The organism is Kineosporia mesophila, from assembly GCF_021129235.1.
Lineage (GTDB): Bacteria > Actinomycetota > Actinomycetes > Actinomycetales > Kineosporiaceae > Kineosporia > Kineosporia mesophila.
Genome location: NZ_JAJOMA010000007.1, coordinates 75,883 through 91,686 on the forward strand (window position 1 = coordinate 75,883; position 15,804 = coordinate 91,686).

General features: G+C 70.0%; 18 protein-coding genes. 10 read left to right on the forward strand and 8 right to left on the reverse strand.

Annotation, left to right across the window (positions count from 1 at the left end; genetic code table 11):
- Positions 1–66: 66 nt before the first annotated feature.
- Positions 67–1,224 carry an ArsA family ATPase gene (locus LR393_RS11835; RefSeq protein ID WP_231483901.1) on the reverse strand — a complete coding sequence of 386 codons (1,158 nt, stop codon included), beginning with the start codon at positions 1,222–1,224 and terminating at the stop codon, positions 67–69.
- Positions 1,221–2,324, reverse strand: a complete 1,104-nt coding sequence (locus LR393_RS11840) for an ArsA-related P-loop ATPase (RefSeq protein WP_231483902.1) — start codon at positions 2,322–2,324, stop codon at positions 1,221–1,223. Before LR393_RS11840 ends, LR393_RS11835 begins: the two co-directional genes overlap by 4 nt.
- A 146-nt stretch (positions 2,325–2,470) precedes the next feature.
- Between LR393_RS11840 and LR393_RS11845 the strand changes: the two genes are divergently transcribed.
- Both LR393_RS11845 and LR393_RS11850 read left to right on the forward strand, forming a co-directional pair.
- Positions 2,471–2,626: a DUF4177 domain-containing protein gene (locus tag LR393_RS11845; protein WP_231483903.1), complete on the forward strand. Its 156-nt coding sequence runs from the start codon at positions 2,471–2,473 to the stop codon at positions 2,624–2,626.
- 13 nt (positions 2,627–2,639) lie between these two features.
- Positions 2,640–3,122: a RidA family protein gene (locus LR393_RS11850; protein WP_231483904.1), complete on the forward strand. Its 483-nt coding sequence runs from the start codon at positions 2,640–2,642 to the stop codon at positions 3,120–3,122.
- 53 nt (positions 3,123–3,175) lie between these two features.
- Here the strand turns inward: LR393_RS11850 and LR393_RS11855 are convergent, their stop codons facing one another.
- Positions 3,176–3,889, reverse strand: coding sequence for a MerR family transcriptional regulator (locus LR393_RS11855; RefSeq protein WP_231483905.1), 714 nt, complete (start codon positions 3,887–3,889; stop codon positions 3,176–3,178).
- 299 nt (positions 3,890–4,188) lie between these two features.
- Here LR393_RS11855 and LR393_RS11860 point away from each other — a divergent pair, with 299 nt between their 5' ends.
- Positions 4,189–4,917 (forward strand): MBL fold metallo-hydrolase, encoded by a 729-nt coding sequence (locus LR393_RS11860; RefSeq protein ID WP_269327095.1) that lies wholly within the window; start codon positions 4,189–4,191, stop codon positions 4,915–4,917.
- A 52-nt stretch (positions 4,918–4,969) separates the two neighbouring features.
- Here the strand turns inward: LR393_RS11860 and LR393_RS11865 are convergent, their stop codons facing one another.
- Together LR393_RS11865 and LR393_RS11870 are read right to left on the reverse strand one after the other, a co-directional pair.
- Positions 4,970–5,647 (reverse strand): Crp/Fnr family transcriptional regulator, encoded by a 678-nt coding sequence (locus LR393_RS11865; RefSeq protein ID WP_052527295.1) that lies wholly within the window; start codon positions 5,645–5,647, stop codon positions 4,970–4,972.
- 272 nt (positions 5,648–5,919) lie between these two features.
- Positions 5,920–6,318: a hypothetical protein gene (locus LR393_RS11870; RefSeq protein ID WP_231483907.1), complete on the reverse strand. Its 399-nt coding sequence runs from the start codon at positions 6,316–6,318 to the stop codon at positions 5,920–5,922.
- A 326-nt stretch (positions 6,319–6,644) separates the two neighbouring features.
- Here LR393_RS11870 and nth point away from each other — a divergent pair, with 326 nt between their 5' ends.
- Genes nth through LR393_RS11885 form a run of 3 tightly spaced genes read left to right on the forward strand, consistent with a single transcriptional unit; the run spans position 6,645 to position 9,309 of the window.
- A complete protein-coding gene (nth, locus tag LR393_RS11875; protein ID WP_231483908.1) occupies positions 6,645–7,394 on the forward strand; it encodes an endonuclease III in 750 nt (249 codons plus the stop codon).
- Entirely contained in the window at positions 7,391–8,128 is a 738-nt protein-coding gene (locus tag LR393_RS11880) for an NUDIX hydrolase (RefSeq protein WP_231483909.1), read from the forward strand. The genes nth and LR393_RS11880 overlap by 4 nt, the downstream gene beginning before the upstream one ends.
- Positions 8,125–9,309: a MarP family serine protease gene (locus tag LR393_RS11885; protein ID WP_231483910.1), complete on the forward strand. Its 1,185-nt coding sequence runs from the start codon at positions 8,125–8,127 to the stop codon at positions 9,307–9,309. Before LR393_RS11880 ends, LR393_RS11885 begins: the two co-directional genes overlap by 4 nt.
- Positions 9,310–9,337: 28 nt before the next feature.
- Here LR393_RS11885 and LR393_RS11890 read toward each other — a convergent pair whose 3' ends face one another.
- A complete protein-coding gene (locus LR393_RS11890; protein ID WP_231483911.1) occupies positions 9,338–10,324 on the reverse strand; it encodes an alpha/beta fold hydrolase in 987 nt (328 codons plus the stop codon).
- 13 nt (positions 10,325–10,337) lie between these two features.
- Positions 10,338–10,742 carry a phage holin family protein gene (locus tag LR393_RS11895; RefSeq protein WP_231484088.1) on the reverse strand — a complete coding sequence of 135 codons (405 nt, stop codon included), beginning with the start codon at positions 10,740–10,742 and terminating at the stop codon, positions 10,338–10,340.
- Between the two features lie 656 nt (positions 10,743–11,398).
- Here LR393_RS11895 and LR393_RS36325 point away from each other — a divergent pair.
- From LR393_RS36325 to LR393_RS11915, 4 genes are all read left to right on the forward strand, one after another.
- Positions 11,399–12,412: an acyl-CoA dehydrogenase family protein gene (locus tag LR393_RS36325; RefSeq protein WP_231483912.1), complete on the forward strand. Its 1,014-nt coding sequence runs from the start codon at positions 11,399–11,401 to the stop codon at positions 12,410–12,412.
- A 126-nt stretch (positions 12,413–12,538) separates the two neighbouring features.
- Positions 12,539–13,435, forward strand: coding sequence for an AraC family transcriptional regulator (locus tag LR393_RS11905; protein ID WP_231483913.1), 897 nt, complete (start codon positions 12,539–12,541; stop codon positions 13,433–13,435).
- Positions 13,436–13,583: 148 nt separating this feature from the next.
- Positions 13,584–14,309, forward strand: a complete 726-nt coding sequence (locus LR393_RS11910) for a phosphatase PAP2 family protein (protein ID WP_231483914.1) — start codon at positions 13,584–13,586, stop codon at positions 14,307–14,309.
- Positions 14,306–15,019 carry a phosphatase PAP2 family protein gene (locus LR393_RS11915; protein ID WP_231483915.1) on the forward strand — a complete coding sequence of 238 codons (714 nt, stop codon included), beginning with the start codon at positions 14,306–14,308 and terminating at the stop codon, positions 15,017–15,019. The genes LR393_RS11910 and LR393_RS11915 overlap by 4 nt, the downstream gene beginning before the upstream one ends.
- Here LR393_RS11915 and LR393_RS11920 read toward each other — a convergent pair.
- Entirely contained in the window at positions 15,004–15,795 is a 792-nt protein-coding gene (locus LR393_RS11920; RefSeq protein ID WP_231483916.1) for a DUF1206 domain-containing protein, read from the reverse strand. The two genes, LR393_RS11915 and LR393_RS11920, sit on opposite strands and share 16 nt — an antisense overlap.
- Between the last annotated feature and the right edge of the window lie 9 nt (positions 15,796–15,804).

Consider the following 15,804-nt stretch of genomic DNA (forward strand, 5'->3'; position numbering starts at 1 on the left):
CTCCGCAAACATTTGAACCGGGGGCCCGGGCTGGACATCCAGCCCGGGCCCCCGGTTTCTTGCCTGTTAGACGGAGAGGACCGGCTGACCGGACCGGGCCAGGTCCGCGCCGACGCCGCGCAGGCCGTCCAGGTCGTGCACGTCTTGCGGCCGGGCGGGCACCTGGGCCACCTCGACGGCGGGGTGAGCCTGCACGAACCGGCTGGCCACCGCCTTCTCCCGTTCGCTCAGGCGCATCCGGTCGGCGTGGATCCGCAGCAGCCCGGCCGTCAGCGCGTGCTCACCCGCGTCGTCCAGATCCTCTGCCGCCGTCAGCGCACGCTCGGCCGAGAGCCCCTCGGCGGGCCCGGTGTGCACGCGGTTGAGTACCAGCCCGGCCAGGGGCATCCCCTCGTCCTCCAGGCGTTCCACGAAGTACGAGGCCTCGCGCAGCGCGTCCCGCTCCGGTGCGGCGACCACCAGGAACGCCGTACCCGGCGCCTGGAGCAGCCGGTAGGTGGCGTCGGCGCGCTCACGGAAACCGCCGAACATGGTGTCGAGTGCGGCCACGAAGGTCTGCACGTCTTTCAGCACCTGGGCGCCGAGCAGCTTCGTCATCAGGCCGGTGGCCGTGCCGATGGCCGCGGACATGACCTTGAAGTAGGCGCGCCCGCCGGCCTTCGCCGGGGCACTGAGCACGCGGATGAAGCGGCCGTCCAGGAACGAGCCGAGGCGCTGCGGCGCGTCCAGGAAGTCGAGGGCGGACCGGCTCGGTGGGGTGTCCACGACGATCAGGTCCCAGTCGTGCTCACCGGCATCGGCCTGGGCCCGCAGCTGCCCCAGCTTCTCCATCGCCATGTACTCCTGAGTGCCCGCGAAGGAACTCGAGAGTGCTTGGTAGAACGGATTCTCCAGGATCTGCGAAGCCTTCTCGGGCGTCGCGTGCCCCTCGATCACCTCGTCGAAGGTGCGCTTCATGTCGAGCATCATCGCGTGCAGCGCACCGCCCGCCGAGGTGTCGATCCCGGCCACCGGCCGCGGGGTGTTGTCCAGCTCGGCCAGGCCCAGCGACTGGGCCAGCCGCCGGGCGGGGTCGATGGTGAGGACCACGACGCGCCGGCCCCGCTCGGCCGCGCGCACACCCAGCGCAGCCGCGGTCGTGGTCTTGCCGACGCCGCCGGACCCGCAGCACACCAGGATCCGGGTGGCCGGGTCGTCGAGCAGGGTGTCGATGTCGAGCGTCATGCCGCCCCCTGCTCACCCAGGAGCCCGGCCAGCTGGTAGAGCGCGCCGAGGTCGATGCCGCCGGCCAGGGCGGGCAGTTCGTAGGTGGGCCGCCCGAGGGAGAGCAGTTCGCCGCGCTCGGTGTGTTCCATCGCGACGCGTTCCCCGTGCCCGGCGGCCTCTTCCAGCAGGGCGGTGGCCAGGGCGGCGTGCGAGGTGTCGTTGCCGGTGGCGCGGGAGCGCCGGCCCAGCCCGGCCGCGGCCAGCCCGTCCAGCACTTCGGAGCGGTCCAGCGAGCCGCGGGTGGCTGCCTCCAGGGCCGACGGCGGCAAGAAGGGCTCGCGCACCATGTTGACGAAGACCCCGCCGACCGGCAGCCCGATCTGCTCGAGCTCGGTGACCGCGTCGGCCGTCTCCTGCACCGGCATCTCCTCCAGCACGCTGACCAGGTGCACCGCGGTCAGGTTCGAGCGCATCAGGGTCATGATCGAGTTCGCCTGGTTGCGGATCGGGCCGACCTTGGCCAGCCCGACCACCTCCTCGTTGACGTTGAGGAAGCGGGTGATCCGGCCGGTCGGCGGGGCATCCATCACCACGGCGTCGTAGACCGGGCGCTCCACCTCCGCGCCGCCGTCCCGGATCGTCTCCCGGCGTCTGACCGCCTCGTAGACCTTGCCGGTCAGCAGGACATCACGCACGCCCGGGGCGATCGTGGTGGCGAAGTCGACGGCACCGATCTTCTCGAGCATCCGGCCGGCCCGGCCGAGGCGGTAGAACATCTCGAGGTAGTCCAGCAGCGCGGCCTTCGGGTCGACCGCCAGGCCGTAGAGCTCACCGCCGCCCGGGGCGACGGCCACCTTCGTCTCCTCGTACGGCAGTGGCGGCACGTCGAAGAGCCGGGCGATGCTCTGCCGTCCCTCCACCTCGGCGAGCAGGGTGCGGTGCCCACCGGAGGCCAGGGCGAGGGCCAGAGCGGCCGCGGCCGTCGTCTTCCCGGTGCCGCCCTTGCCGGTCACGATGTGCAGCCGGACGCCGGGCCAATCGGTCTCCCGTTGCCCGGCGGGAAGCGAACGGGCCGGGCGTCGCCTGGCCGAGTCGGTGCGAAAACCCTGCGATGCCACGGCACCAGCGTAAACAGCAGCGGTCCGGACCGCAGGGTGACATGGGTGGTTCCGCCTGTCGGGGCACGTCGATCCGGTGACAATCCTGCATCGCCTACCAGAACCAGGGCTGCAGCCCCACTCACCTCATGGATAGGCTCACGGCCATGGTCAAGTGGGAATACGTGACGGTGCCTCTGCTCGTTCATGCGACCAAGCAGATCTTGGATCAATGGGGCGAAGACGGCTGGGAGCTGGTTCAGGTGGTGCCTGGGCCCAACGAGACAAACCTTGTTGCCTACCTGAAGCGCCCCCGAGACTGAACAGGTGACGGCGATGACTGGACGGATCGAGGCGAGGCTCATCGAGCTGGGGTACGTGCTGCCCCAGGTTGCTGCGCCGGTGGCGGCTTATGTGCCGGCTGTGCTGGACGGTGACCGGGTGTACGTGTCGGGGCAGCTCCCGATGGTGGACGGTGCTCTCCCGCTCACCGGCCGGGTGGGCAGCGGTGGCGGTGAGGGGCTGATCAGCCCGGCTGAGGCGAACGGATTGGCCCGGGTCTGCGCGCTCAACGCGCTGGCTGCCGTGCGGTCGGTGATCGGCGACCTGGACCAGATCCGCAGGATCGTCAAGGTCGTCGGATTCGTCGCGAGTGAACCCGGTTTCACCGGTCAGCCGCTGGTGATCAACGGTGCCAGCGAGTTCCTGGGTGAGGTCTTCGGCCCGGTCGGGCAGCACGCCCGCAGCGCTGTCGGCGTGGTCGCGTTGCCGCTGGGGGCACCGGTCGAGGTGGAAATGGTGCTCGCCATCAACTCCTGAGGGGGTTCGGGCTGACGGCGCCGGATTCCGGCGCCGTCCCCGATTTCACGATGTCAGCCGCGGGCCAGTCGGCTGCTGCCCAGAACACCCCTGGTGATGGCCGTCGCCAGATCGATGACGTCGGCGGTCTGCGGTTCGCCGTCCAGCACGACCAGGTCGGGGACCGGCCCGGGAGTGAATTCTGGTTCGTCCGGGGCGGGTTGCTGCGGCGTGCGCGCCGCCGGTTCGCCGTCCTCGTCCAGGACGTCGGTGAGTTCCTGGGCCAGTAACCGTCCTGCGGACGCGGCCCGCAGGGCCACCCGCAGAACCGTCGAGGCAGGCACTCCGGCCTCGCGCAGGGTGCGCATCAGGTCGTACGCCTCGGGATCGACCAGCACCGATGCGCCGGTGGGAGCCGGGCCGTCGTCATCACCGTCGAGACGGCGTCTTCCTCGTTCGACCGCGGTCGGCCCGGCGGCCTGCCAGAGCGCCCCCGTGGGCCCCAGGTCTTCACCCCGGGCCGCGGCGTCGATGATCATCTTGAGAGGTAGCCCGGCGTCCCGTAGCTGCCGGATGTCATGCAGCCGGCGGAGGTGGGAGTCCTGGTAACGGGACGTCCGGCCCACCCGAGTCGGTGGGGCGAGCAGTCCCTTGGTCCGGTAGGCCCGCACATTGCGCGGTGTCATCCCGGCCGCCGTGGCCAACTCCTCGATCGTGAAAGTGTCCTGCGCCCCCATCGTCATCCCCGTGTCGGCGAGCAGAGCGCCGTCCGCCCGCGATGTAGTCAAACGCTCGTTGACACCCCGTCAAAGAGTTGATCGCTATCAGTAACCACCGTACTGCCTTCAGCCAAATGGGCATTCACCCGAGCTGCACCGAATATCGGCGGCCTGTGCAATTACGCACCTAGTGCTTCTGCTGTGCATTGCGTGGCGCCCGTAGCATTTTCTTCGTGCCGAACACATCGCACGACTCCACCGGGCCACATCCATCGTCAGGGTCGCAACCGGCTCCCGGCAATGTGCCGTGGTTCGGTGGTGCAGTGGGAGAGGACGCCTTCTGCGTTCTCGCCGGTAATCCCGGGCCGATGACCCTGGACGGCACCAACACCTGGATCCTGTCCGCGCCCGGTTCCACCGAGGCGGTGGTGGTGGATCCGGGTCCGGACGATGATCGGCACCTTCAGGCAGTGCTGGACGCCGTGGCCGGTCGCGGGGCCCGGGTGGCGCAGACCCTGCTGACCCACGGCCATGCCGATCACGCCGAGGCCGGACGGCACTTCGCGGAACTCACCGGGGCTCCGGTGCGCGCGCTCGATCCGGCCCACCGTTACGGCGGCGAGGGACTGACCGGTGGCGACGTGGTCGAGGCCGGGGGAGTTCGGCTGGAGGTCGTGGCCACGCCGGGCCATACCGCCGACTCGCTGTCGTTCCTGCTGCCGGGGTCCCGGGCGTTGCTCACCGGCGACACGGTGCTGGGGCGGGGCACCACAGTGGTGGCGCACCCGGACGGGCGGCTGGACGCCTACCTGGACTCACTGGAGCGGCTGGGGGAACTCTCCGGTTCTGCGCACCTGCGGTACCTGCTGCCCGGCCACGGCCCGGTGCTGGAACAGCCCGGGCTGGTCGTCGACGGATACCTGGCGCACCGCCGGCAGCGTCTGGACCAGGTGCGGGCGGCGGTCGGGGCCGGGGCCCGCACACCGCGCGAGGTGGTGGAGGTCGTCTACGCCGACGTCGATCGCTCGGTCTGGCCGGCGGCCGAGCTCAGCGTCCGCGCACAGCTCACCTATCTGGGGGTCACCACTCCTGATTGAGGACGCCGTCCGGCCACCGGGGAGGGGGCCGGACGGAATGGGTCGCGGATGTTCAGCGCGCGCGGCGCCGCATCCGTTCCACGTCCATGAGCACCACGGCCCGGGCCTCGAGCCGCAGCCAGCCGCGGGAGGCGAAGTCGGCGAGGGCCTTGTTCACGGTCTCGCGGGAGGCGCCGACCAGCTGGGCCAGCTCTTCCTGGGTGAGGTCGTGAGCCACTCGCAGGCCGTCGTCGGTGGGCCGCCCGAACCGCTCGGACAGATCCAGCAGCGCCTTGGCCACCCGACCGGGAACGTCGGAGAAGACCAGGTCGGCGAGGTTCTCGTTGGTCCGGCGCAGGCGCCGGGCCAGAGCCCGCAGCAACTGCCGGGCCACGTCGGGCCGACCGGTCAGCCAGGTCACCAGGTCATCGTTGCCGAGCCCGATCAGCGACGTGTCCGCCACCGCGGTGGCGGTCGCGTTCCGCGGGCCGGGATCGAAGAGGGAGAGCTCACCGAACATCTCGCCCGGGCCCAGGACCGCCAGCAGGTTCTCCCGGCCGTCGCCGGAGGCGCGCCCCAGCTTCACCTTGCCCTCGACGATCACGTACAGCCGGTCGCCCGGGTCTCCCTCGTGGAAGAGCACCTGGCCTCGGGCGACGTCGGTGGGCGCCATCGTGGCCCGCAATGCCGCGGCAGCTTCATCGTCCAGCGCTGCGAACAGTGGCGCCTGACGAACGACGTCGTCGTCCACCTGTTCCTCCTCACACGCCGCCCGATTCCGACGGCCTCATCAATGAGGCATCATGCCCCACCCGCACGCAGTTTGCCGCACCCCTGGGTCCCGGTGACACCTGGGGCCGAAGAACGGTCACCCACAGTGCGCCGATGATGCACGTCGTGGCCATGGGGCCACGGGTGGGGACAGGCTCGTGCCTGTCCCGGATGCTTGCACTCCATCATGGCGGAAAGGGCTTTGAGCTGTGGAATCGGGGCTACCCCGAAAGTGGTCCGGGACCGGACCGCTCAGGCGACGGCCCCGATCCGACAGGCCAGGATGCCCGCGGCCTCCCCGGTGACGGCCTCGAGCGTCTTCTCGTAGCGGGCCAGGTCGTCCAGCGCCCCGCGCAGGCGGATCAGCATGCCTCCCTCGCCGGCGTGGACGTCGGTGGGCGCGATCCCGATGAGCCGGCGCAGACCGGCGGGTGGATGGCAGGCCGTCCCGTGAAGACCGGGTGGGGGCCGCAGCTCGTCGAGATCGGTGACGGAGGCGACGGCCAGGTCGATCCGGGCGAGGATCAGCCGCCGCCAGTGGTCGACGTCCCGCTGCGCTGCCACCAGAGCCCGGTGGTAGTCGGTGAGCTGGTCGACCGGCATGGCCGAGAACGACAGGGCGGTGAGTGGATCGGTCAGGCCCAGGGCCACCTCTTCTCCTCTCCCCGGGCGGCTGCAGAACGCAGAGGCGCGGCGTACGGCTCGAACCGGACCCGGATCTTGGGCCGGCGTTACGCATGAGTGTTCGTCGGTGGCGTCTGGGCGCTTGAGCGGGCCACCGGCCGCTCACACTCCCGGGGGACCACGGTCGGGCCAGGCGTTCGGCGGATCGGGTTATGCGGGGCGACCTGCGACGATGTCTTGAGCGACCAAGTGGGTGGCGTGACCCGACCGGCGAGTAGCGTTCACGGGCCGCGCCGCTTCCACCGGGTCGCGCGGAGATCCGGATTGTCGGTGGTGACGCGTACGCTGAGCCCGTGACGGTAGGCAATGGGCGGCGAAACGGGCAGAAGGCCGAGGTCGAGAGCCCGGTCGCGCTGACGCGGCGGGCACGCAAGATCCACCGTCTGCTGGCCGAGCGATATCCCGACGCGCACTGCGAGCTCGACTTCACCAGTCCGCTGGAGCTGCTGGTCGCGACCGTCCTGTCGGCGCAGACCACCGACAAGCGGGTCAACCTCACCACCCCGGAACTGTTCGCCAAGTACCCTTCCGCGGCCGCCTACGCCGGTGCCGACCGGGCCGAGATGGAAGAGATCCTCCGGCCCCTCGGCTTCTTCCGCGCCAAGACCGACTCGCTGCTGAAGCTCGGCGCGCGCCTGGTCGAAGAGCACGACGGTGAGGTGCCGAAGAAGCTCGAGCAGCTGGTCAAGCTGCCCGGCGTCGGCCGCAAAACCGCGAACGTCGTGCTCGGCAACGCCTTCGGGGTGCCCGGCATCACCGTCGACACCCACTTCGGCCGGCTGGCGCGCCGCTTCGGCTGGACCGCCTCGGAAGACCCGGTCAAGGTCGAGACCGAGATCGCGGCGCTCTTCCCGAAGAAAGACTGGACGATGCTGTCCCACCGGCTGATCTTCCACGGCCGCCGCACCTGCCACGCGGCCAAGGCCGCCTGCGGCGCCTGCCCGGTCTCCGCGCTCTGCCCCTCGTTCGGCATCGGCGAGACCGACCCGGTCAAGGCCGCCAAACTGCTGCGCGACTCGGCCTTCACCGCGGTTTCCGCGTGACCTCCTCGCCACCGGCGTGGCTCGACCGGCTCACCCAAGCCGTTGCCGACCCCCGGCACCGCCCGGCCCTGCGCACCCTGACCGCGCCCGGCCCCGACGCCCGGCACTCGGCGGTGCTCGTGCTCTTCGGCCCCGGCGAGAACGGGCCCGACGTGCTGCTCACCCAGCGCGCGGCCACGCTGCGCTCGCACGCCGGCCAGGTCGCCTTCCCGGGTGGGCGCGTCGACCCGGGCGACGCCGGCCCGGCCGGGGCCGCCCTGCGCGAGGCCCAGGAAGAGGCCGGGGTCGAGCCGGGCGATGTGCTCGTGCGGGCCGAGTGCGCCGAGCTCTTCCTCAACGTCACCAACTTCCGGGTCACGCCGGTCATCGGCTGGTGGCAACGCCCGACCGCCCCCGTGCCGGGTGACCCCGGCGAGGTGGAACGGGTCGTCCGGGTGCCGCTGGCCGAGCTCACCGACCCGGCCAACCGGTTCGTGACGCACTTCCGCGACCGCCGGGCCGGCCCTGGGTTCGAGGCCTCCGGGCTCTTCGTCTGGGGCTTCACCGCCGCGGTGCTGAGCTGGATGCTGGGCCTCGCCGGGCTCGAGGAACCGTGGGACCGCACCCGGATAATTCCGGTTCCCGAGCAACAGGTTCGCCTCTCGGCGCGTCAGGAACTCCGCAGGGATCTCATCGAACAACAGGGCCTGAGCGTGCACGGCACGTCCGGGCCGGACGAGGTGGAAGTTCCATGATCGACATCATCCTGGTGCTGATCATGCTCGGCTATGCCATCTCCGGCTTCCGCCAGGGACTGGTCGTGGGCGTGCTGTCGCTCGGCGGTTTCGTCGGCGGGGCGGTACTGGCCATGTTCGTGGTGCCGCAGCTGGTCTCCGGCCTCGACCCGGGCACGCAGCGCTCGATCATCACGCTGCTCGCGGTCATCTTCACCGCCTGGGCGGGCCAGTTCCTCGGCGCCCTGCTCGGTGGCCGCATCCGTCAGGCGGTGCCCGAGGGCGGTGGGGTCGCGCTCGCCGACCACATCATCGGCGCGGCCGCCGGGGTGCTGGCCGTGGCGCTGGTGCTGTGGTTCGTGGCCGGGGCCGTGCGCGGAGGGCCGTCCGAGCAGTTGTCCCGCACGGTCGCCGGGTCCAAGGTGATCCGGTACATCGACGACCTGGTGCCGACCCAGCTCATCGGGGTGGCCGACCGCTTCCGCGACGCCGTCGGCTCCAGCAGCTTCCCGCGGGTGTTCGCGGGCGTGGAGCCAGAAGATATCACCCCGGTCAAGGCTCCCGACGAGGCGCTGGTGAACAGTGAGGCCGTGACCAAAGCCCGCCGGGCGGTCGTGAAGATCACCGGTGAGGCGAACAGCTGCGGCCGGGGTCAGGAGGGCAGCGGTGTCGTGATCGCCCCGCAGCGGGTAGTCACCAACGCGCACGTGGTGGCCGGTGTCGCCGAGCCGCGGGTGCAGGTCGGGGGCAAGGGCACGGTCTACGCCGCGCGCGTGGTGTCGTTCGACCCGACCCGCGACCTGGCCGTGCTGGCGGTGCCGAGGCTGCGGGTCGCGCCGTTGCAGATGACCGGCGACCTGGAGCGGGGTGACGACGCGGTGGTGGTCGGCTTCCCGAACGACGGGCCGTTCAAGGTGTCCCCGGCGCGGATCCGCTCGATCGTCCGGGCCAGCGGTGAAGACATCTACGGCAACGAGGGCGCGGTGCGCGAGGTCTACTCGCTCTACGTCAATGTGCGTCCCGGCAACTCCGGCGGCCCGGTGCTCGACCCGTCCGGCAACGTGGTCGGCGTGGTCTTCGCCAAGTCACTCGACGATGCCGACACCGGCTACGCCCTGACGATGGACGAGGCCCGCGACGCGATCAAGACCGGCGCGGCGCAGACGAAGCGGGTCAGTACCGGCAACTGCGCCAGCGGCTGAGCCACTCCGCCGGTGGCGGAGGAGCCCCTCACAGGCTCTTCAGCCAGTCCAGCAATGCCTGGGTGACTCGCTCGGGTGCCTCTTCGGGCAGGAAGTGACCGGCGCCGGGCACCAGTTCGAAGTTCAGGGGCCCGGTCACCTGACGGTGTGAGGCGAGCACACTGGGCAGCAGCACGAACGAGTCTTCCTCACCGTGCATGCTGAGTGTCGGCACCATGATCGGCTCGTTCACCGAGGTGGAGAATCGGCGCCCGTCGCGGCGCGGCACCGACCGGAAGGCCCAGCGGAAGTACTCCATCGCGCTGTGGGCTACGAACGGCACCCGGATGGCCCTGCGGTAGACGTCCAGACTCTCCTCGTCGGGGAACCCGCCCGGTCCGGACCAGTCGCGCAGCACGTCGCCGACCAGGTCTTCGCGGGCCAGCCGGCGCTCGGGGCGCATCGGCATCTGGAACTCCAGTACCCGTCGCCAGGCCCGGCGCTGCCGGGGGTTGCGGGTCAGCGCGCGGCGCATCACCAGCGGATGACCCATCGACAGGGCGGCCACGGCGCGGGTCTGCTGCGGGGCCAGGCCGGGCATCGACCAGGCCAGCCAGCCGCCCCAGTCCTGCCCCACGATCACGGCCTCGACCTCGCCCAGCGCCTTGATCACCCCGGCCACATCGGTCGCCGAGGTCATCGTGTCGTAGCCGCGCGGAGGTTTGTCCGAGGCGCCGTAACCCCGCAGGTCCATGGCCACGGCGCGGTACCCGGCCTCGGCCAGGGCTGTCAGTTGGTGCCGCCAGCTCCACCAGAACTGCGGGAAGCCGTGCAGCAGCAGAACGAGCGGACCCTCACCGGCCTCGGCTACGTGGAAGCGGGCGCCGTTCGCGGCGATGAACCGGTGGGTCCAGGGACCGCGAATCAGTGTGTCCGCGGAATCGACATAGAGCGCGCCCGCCGGTTCCAGGGCGGGACGCGTGACAGCGGACTGTTCGGGGGAGGGCTCGGAGTCGTCGGCCCGGCGAAGCCTCACCGGGCAAATGGTGTCACGACCGGACACTGCCCTTCACCGCGGCAATGGTCTTCTTGGTCGAGGCGATCGTGCGCTGCGGCGGCTTGATCTTCTTGACCTGGAGGAATCCCAGGAAACCGAGCAGCCCGGCGAGCAGCAGCAGCGCCACGGTGACGATCAGGAAAGCCAGCCAGGCTGACAGCCCCGCGGCGACCAGGGCGAAGCCGATCGTGACGATCAGCGTGATCGAAGCCAGGAAGGCCAGGTACCCGGCCGCCCCGAACAGGCCGCCGCCCACGGCACCCCGCTTCACGTCGGCCATGATCTCGGCCTTGGCCAACGCGACCTCGTAACGGACGAGTGCGGAAAGGTCCTCACTCGCCTGAGATACGAGCTGACCTATCGTCCGTTCCTCGGCCATCAGCAACTCCTGCTTCATGTTCGTCACGGCCGGCCGCCGCAACCTGATGAGCCTATTGGACCCGTACGGGTTTGCGCCGGTCAGGACCGCACCCGAGACGCCCATCGTTAGACCGGACGGCCGCGTGAGCCCGCACGTCGTCCTCAATTATCGGTGACCCGGGCCACCTCGGCGCCAGGGCGCGGGGCGACAGCACCTTCTCACCCGGGAAGAAATCGGTGACGACGTCGCCGTGCTCCAGCTCCCAGGTGCCCGGCGCAGTACCGGAGTCTGTCCCGTCTGCTGCGCGGGCTCACCCGCCGGCCGGAGATCGAACCGCAGGGCCAGGTCGGCTACGTCAATCCGATCAGTGGGGCCACCGCCGCCGTCCAGGCGATCAACGGGCACCGGGACCGGGCGTCCACGCAGTGTTCGGGGAGTCGTTCTAGCAGTTGCGGGTGGACGTCGCGGGCCGAGAGATCGGTCTCGGCGGCTCAAGATCCGGAGGATCTCGTGAAGCGTTTCCGCTCAACCCGTGTCGTCCAGAGGGTGGCGAGGGGGTGGTGGCGACACCCGCGCCGGATCGGTCGGGGAACAACCAGCCCGGTAGATCGGCGGACGCGGGTGTCGGATTGCTTATGGACGCGGGTGTCCTGCGTATTCACGGCATCCGCGTCCGCTGGTTGGCTCGGAGGGTGACGAGCGCAGAACTGAAGATCCTGGCCGAGCATGCTGCCGAGACCGAGGAGAAGGGGCGCCCGGCGGCGGAGAGTGTCGAGGCCGTGCGTGCCGATTTCACGCTCAGCCGGGGCGCCGGGGCTGTGACCACGGTGCGGCGGCTCGCCGAGCTGGCGTCGGCCTGCCCGTCGACCAGCTGGAACGTGGGCACGAACGCGGTGACGAAAACCCTGGCGAAGAAAGCTTTCGGCGACGCGCTGCCCGCCGGCTTCGATCAGGTGCAGGCCTGTGGCACGGGGGTTCCCTCCGGGCGGGCGGAACGCGGTGCCGATGGTGTGCGGGTGACGGGTTCCTGGAAGAGCGTGTCCGGTTGTGAGGACGCGACCTGGGCCGGAGTCGGGGTGCTCGACGGGGACGTCTTCTCGATAGCCCTGGTTTCCACTGCCGAGCTGGAGGTGCGGCACAGCTGGGACATGGCGGGGATGCGCGGTACCGGGAGTCACACGCTGGTCGCTGACGGTGTGCTGGTGCCCGAGGAGCTCATTGCCCCGATGCCGCTGCCCGGGTTGCTCTCGGACCGGTTGTACTTCGGTCTCACCGCGCTGGCTCCGGTGGTCGGGGCCACGCGGGGTGCGCTGGGCGTGATCGAGGACATGTTCGCGTCGGACCGTAAGCCCTACATGACCGCGTACACGCGGATGGGGGAGTCGTCCGGGGCCCGGTACTGGCTGGCCGAGGCGACCCGGCTGGCGAACCGGGCCGAGCAGGCCCTGCTGGTCGTGGCCACGCTGGTCGATTCCGAGGAGATACCCCAGATCGATGGTCCGCGACTGGTGCGGGAACTGGCCGAGGCGTCCAGGGACTGCCGCGCGGCGGTCGAGCTGATGCTGGACCTGGGGGCCACCCAGGGGCTCGCGAACTCCAGCACACTGCAGAGGTTCTGGCGTGACATCGCGGTGGCGGGGCGGCATCCGATCCTGAACGCCTACCTGGCGGCCGAACGGTTCGGGGAAGCACTGGATCCCGCCTGACCAGTGCTTGTGGCCCGTGTGATCGCCACCCACTTCGTTCGTGATCAGGCAAACCTTCCCCGGCTCATGCGTGATCGCGAACGAGGCGCGTTCGGCCTTGCCGGTCATCGGCCTAGAATCGCCGGCATGGACCTGGTCAGTGTGGCTCTGGGCGGTGCCCGGATCGGCGAGGCCGGTGCACGCTGGTTCGGTGGGTCAGGCGGCTGGGGCATGCGGTTCGACCGTTTCGAGGGAATCGGCTTTCACGCGGTGCTTTCCGGCTCGGCGTGGCTGGTCGGCGCCGCCGGCGAACCGCAGTCGCTGAACGCCGGTGACATCGTGCTCATCCCCAGCGGTGCCGAGCACGGCCTCAGCCTGCAGCCGCGCCCGCTGCGTGAACTGCCGCTGATGAAGCTGGAGGCGCAGGCTCCGCCACCGCCCCTGAGCGCATTCGACATCGAATGCCTGTGCGGTGCCTACCGCCTGGGCCGAGGCCACCTGCACCCGTTCCTGCGTAACCTGCCCGACCTGATCGTGGTCTCGCCCGATCCGGCCCAGTATCCGGAACTTTCCGCGCTGATCACGGTGCTGGGCCAGGACATCAGCGAGAGCCGGGCCGGCACCAGCCTGACCCGCACGGCCCTGATCGACCTGATCCTGGTGCACGCGCTGAGGGCCGGGCCGGAGCCACTGTTCGAGATCGACGACGCCGGTGTCGCCGCGGCTCTGAGCGCGATCCACGACAGCCCCCAAACCCTTTGGACCGTAGACCAGCTCAGTGCCCGGGCGGGGCTCTCGCGCACGGCCTTCGGACGCCGGTTCGTGGCCCAGACCGGCACATCCCCCATGGCCTACCTCACCACCCAGCGCCTGACCCGGGCCGCGCAGTTGCTGTGCGACACGGACACGCTGCTGGCCGGGATCGCCGGGCAGGTGGGGTATTCGTCGGAGTTCGCTTTCGCCAATGCTTTTCGGCGGGAGTTCGGGGTTTCGCCGGGCCGGTACCGGCGGGAGCATCAGCGGGTGCTGGGGTTGGCGCTCTGAGATCGATGTCTTCTGGGCCGTTCAAACCGCCCGAAGGCCGATTGCCTACGGCGAAAGGCCGGGCGCCTTGGAGGACACCCTCCTCCTGGAGAGCTGTCAGGACCGCTTGGCCGTGCCGTCCGTCTCCCGACAGGGTAACAAAGCGTTCATGAATGTGATGACCCGCAGCCGGGTCCGACGGCTGGTGCGGGCGGCGGTCTATGCGGTCGCCGTCGCGGTTCCGTTCGCCCTGTTGGCCTACCTCGTGCGCACCGGGTTCGACCCGCTGGCCCGGGCCGACCAGTCGGTCATCGTGGCCGCCACCAGGGTCGCCCGCACGCATCCCGGCTTCCTTCAGGTGCTCGAGGTCTGGCAGAGGGTGAGTCAGCCGCTCGTCGGATACCCGCTGATCGGCCTGCCGGTCTGCCTGTGGATGTGGTTGCGCCGCAGCTATGTCACCCGGGCCTGGTGGGCCATCGTGACGATGCTGGTCGGCTGGATGCTCGGCTGGTCACTCAAGCTGGTGGTGGAGCGGGCCCGACCCGTTGTCGAGGACCCGGTCTCGCAGCCTTCCGGCTACTCCTTTCCCTCCGGGCACGCTCTCAATGCGACCGTGCTCGCGAGCACTCTGATAGTGCTGGTCTGGCCCGTGCTCTCCCCTCGCGCCCGCCCGTTCGTCCTCGGCCTGGGTGGGGCCTGGGTCGCTATCACCTGCGCCGACCGCCTCTTCCTGGGTGCCCACTTCCCCTCCGACGTCATCGGAGGCGTGATGTTGGGCTTGGGCCTAGTCTGGGCGGCTTATGCCGGGTATAGGGGATGGACCCCGAATCTCCCCACTCCGGCTCCCGATCATCCGGCCCTGAATCCGGCGCCCCCCGCGAAGGAGAAAATGTGAGCAGTTTCTTGACCAGATGGGAGGCCGACACCTCCGCGCCGCCGAAGAAAGTCGCGGCCCGGGATGTCGTCCTGCGAGCCGTCCTGCCGATGGCGGCCTGGTGGCTGGTGGTGGTCGCGGGCGGGTGGCTGCTCACGAACGGCCCGCTGAAGTCGCTCGGGCGTTCCGAGGAGAGCGTCAACCGGCAGTTCGAGGACAGCCGCACCTCGATCCTCAACCACATCACCCTGATCTTCTCCTGGGTCGGTGCCACGGCGAGCATCGTCGGGCTCTGCCTGGTCGTGGTGGCGCTGGTGTTGTGGCGCACCAAGCAGTGGTGGTACTCGGTGGTGCCGCTGCTGGCGATCACGCTGCAGTCGCTGGTGTTCTTCTTCGCCACCCTGGTGATCGATCGCGAACGCCCCGACGTCGAGCAGCTCGACGACTCTCCGCCGACGTCCAGCTACCCCAGCGGGCACACCGGAGCGACCACGGCGCTCTACTTCAGCTTCGCTCTGATGGCGCTGCGCATCCGCCATCCCGTTCTGCGAGCCGTGGTCATGACGGTGTGCGTGGCGATGCCGTTCCTGGTCGCCTGGGCGCGGCTGTACCGGGGGATGCACCACGTCAGTGACGTGTCGGTCGCCGTCCTGAACGGACTGGTCGCGGTTCTGCTCGCGTGGGCCTGGCTGGGCCGGTCGGGCAACGGGAAGAATCAGACCCGTGCGTAGCGGGCCCGGGCGAAGGAATAGGCCCCGTACGCCGCCAGGCCGATTGCGATCAGGACCAGCAGCGCCGTGCCGGCGGGCAGGTCGCGCAGAGCCCGCAGCGCGCCGTCGAGGCCGGTGGCCTGGTCTTCCTGGCGCCGGACCGCAGCGATGACGAAGAGAACGCCGACGGCGGCCAGGGCTGTTCCCTTGAGGATGTAGCCCGTCCGCCCGGTGTACACCGCCCAGGAACCGGGGTGCTCCTGCAGATCGCCCAGGAACTTCTTCTTCCACCCCTTGTAGACATGGTAGGCGGCGACACCGAGGATGCCGATCCCGATGGCGGCGACGATCAGACGGCCCCCGGGCCAGTCCATGACGGTCCGGGTGAAGTCCCTGGTCTGCTTGTTGCTGGATGTCCCACTGCCGTGGGCGAACTGGAACGCGGTCACTCCCAGCGCGAGGTAGACCACTGCCTTGCCGCCGGCCTTGGCCTTGTCCGAGATCTTGCGGCGGGTGATTATTTCGGTGATCTGCCAGAGCGCCAGCAGCACGAAGCCGGCGACGACGGGCCACAGCAGCGCCTTGCCCCAGGGCTGCTTGGCCACCTCGGCCAGGGCACCGGACTGACTGGCCTGGCCGGAGGAATTGCCGAAGGCGATCTGCAGGGTCAGCCAGGCCAGCAGTAGGTGGATCAGGCCGTTGGCCGCGTAACCCAGGCGAGCCCCCCACTCGATGACAGGGTTGTCGCCCGCGTGATGCGCGGCTCTCTGGACGCCGTCGTTCGACCCGTTGATCATTCGTCCAAC

Coding starts and splice junctions, on each gene's coding strand:
- LR393_RS11835 (WP_231483901.1), bottom strand. CDS start 1,224: ATGACGCTCGACATCGACACCCTGCTCGACGACCCGGCCACCCGGATC.
- LR393_RS11845 (WP_231483903.1), top strand. CDS start 2,471: ATGGTCAAGTGGGAATACGTGACGGTGCCTCTGCTCGTTCATGCGACC.
- LR393_RS11850 (WP_231483904.1), top strand. CDS start 2,640: ATGACTGGACGGATCGAGGCGAGGCTCATCGAGCTGGGGTACGTGCTG.
- LR393_RS11860 (WP_269327095.1), top strand. CDS start 4,189: ATGACCCTGGACGGCACCAACACCTGGATCCTGTCCGCGCCCGGTTCC.
- LR393_RS11885 (WP_231483910.1), top strand. CDS start 8,125: ATGATCGACATCATCCTGGTGCTGATCATGCTCGGCTATGCCATCTCC.
- LR393_RS11895 (WP_231484088.1), bottom strand. CDS start 10,742: ATGAAGCAGGAGTTGCTGATGGCCGAGGAACGGACGATAGGTCAGCTC.
- LR393_RS11905 (WP_231483913.1), top strand. CDS start 12,539: ATGGACCTGGTCAGTGTGGCTCTGGGCGGTGCCCGGATCGGCGAGGCC.
- LR393_RS11910 (WP_231483914.1), top strand. CDS start 13,584: ATGAATGTGATGACCCGCAGCCGGGTCCGACGGCTGGTGCGGGCGGCG.
- LR393_RS11920 (WP_231483916.1), bottom strand. CDS start 15,795: ATGATCAACGGGTCGAACGACGGCGTCCAGAGAGCCGCGCATCACGCG.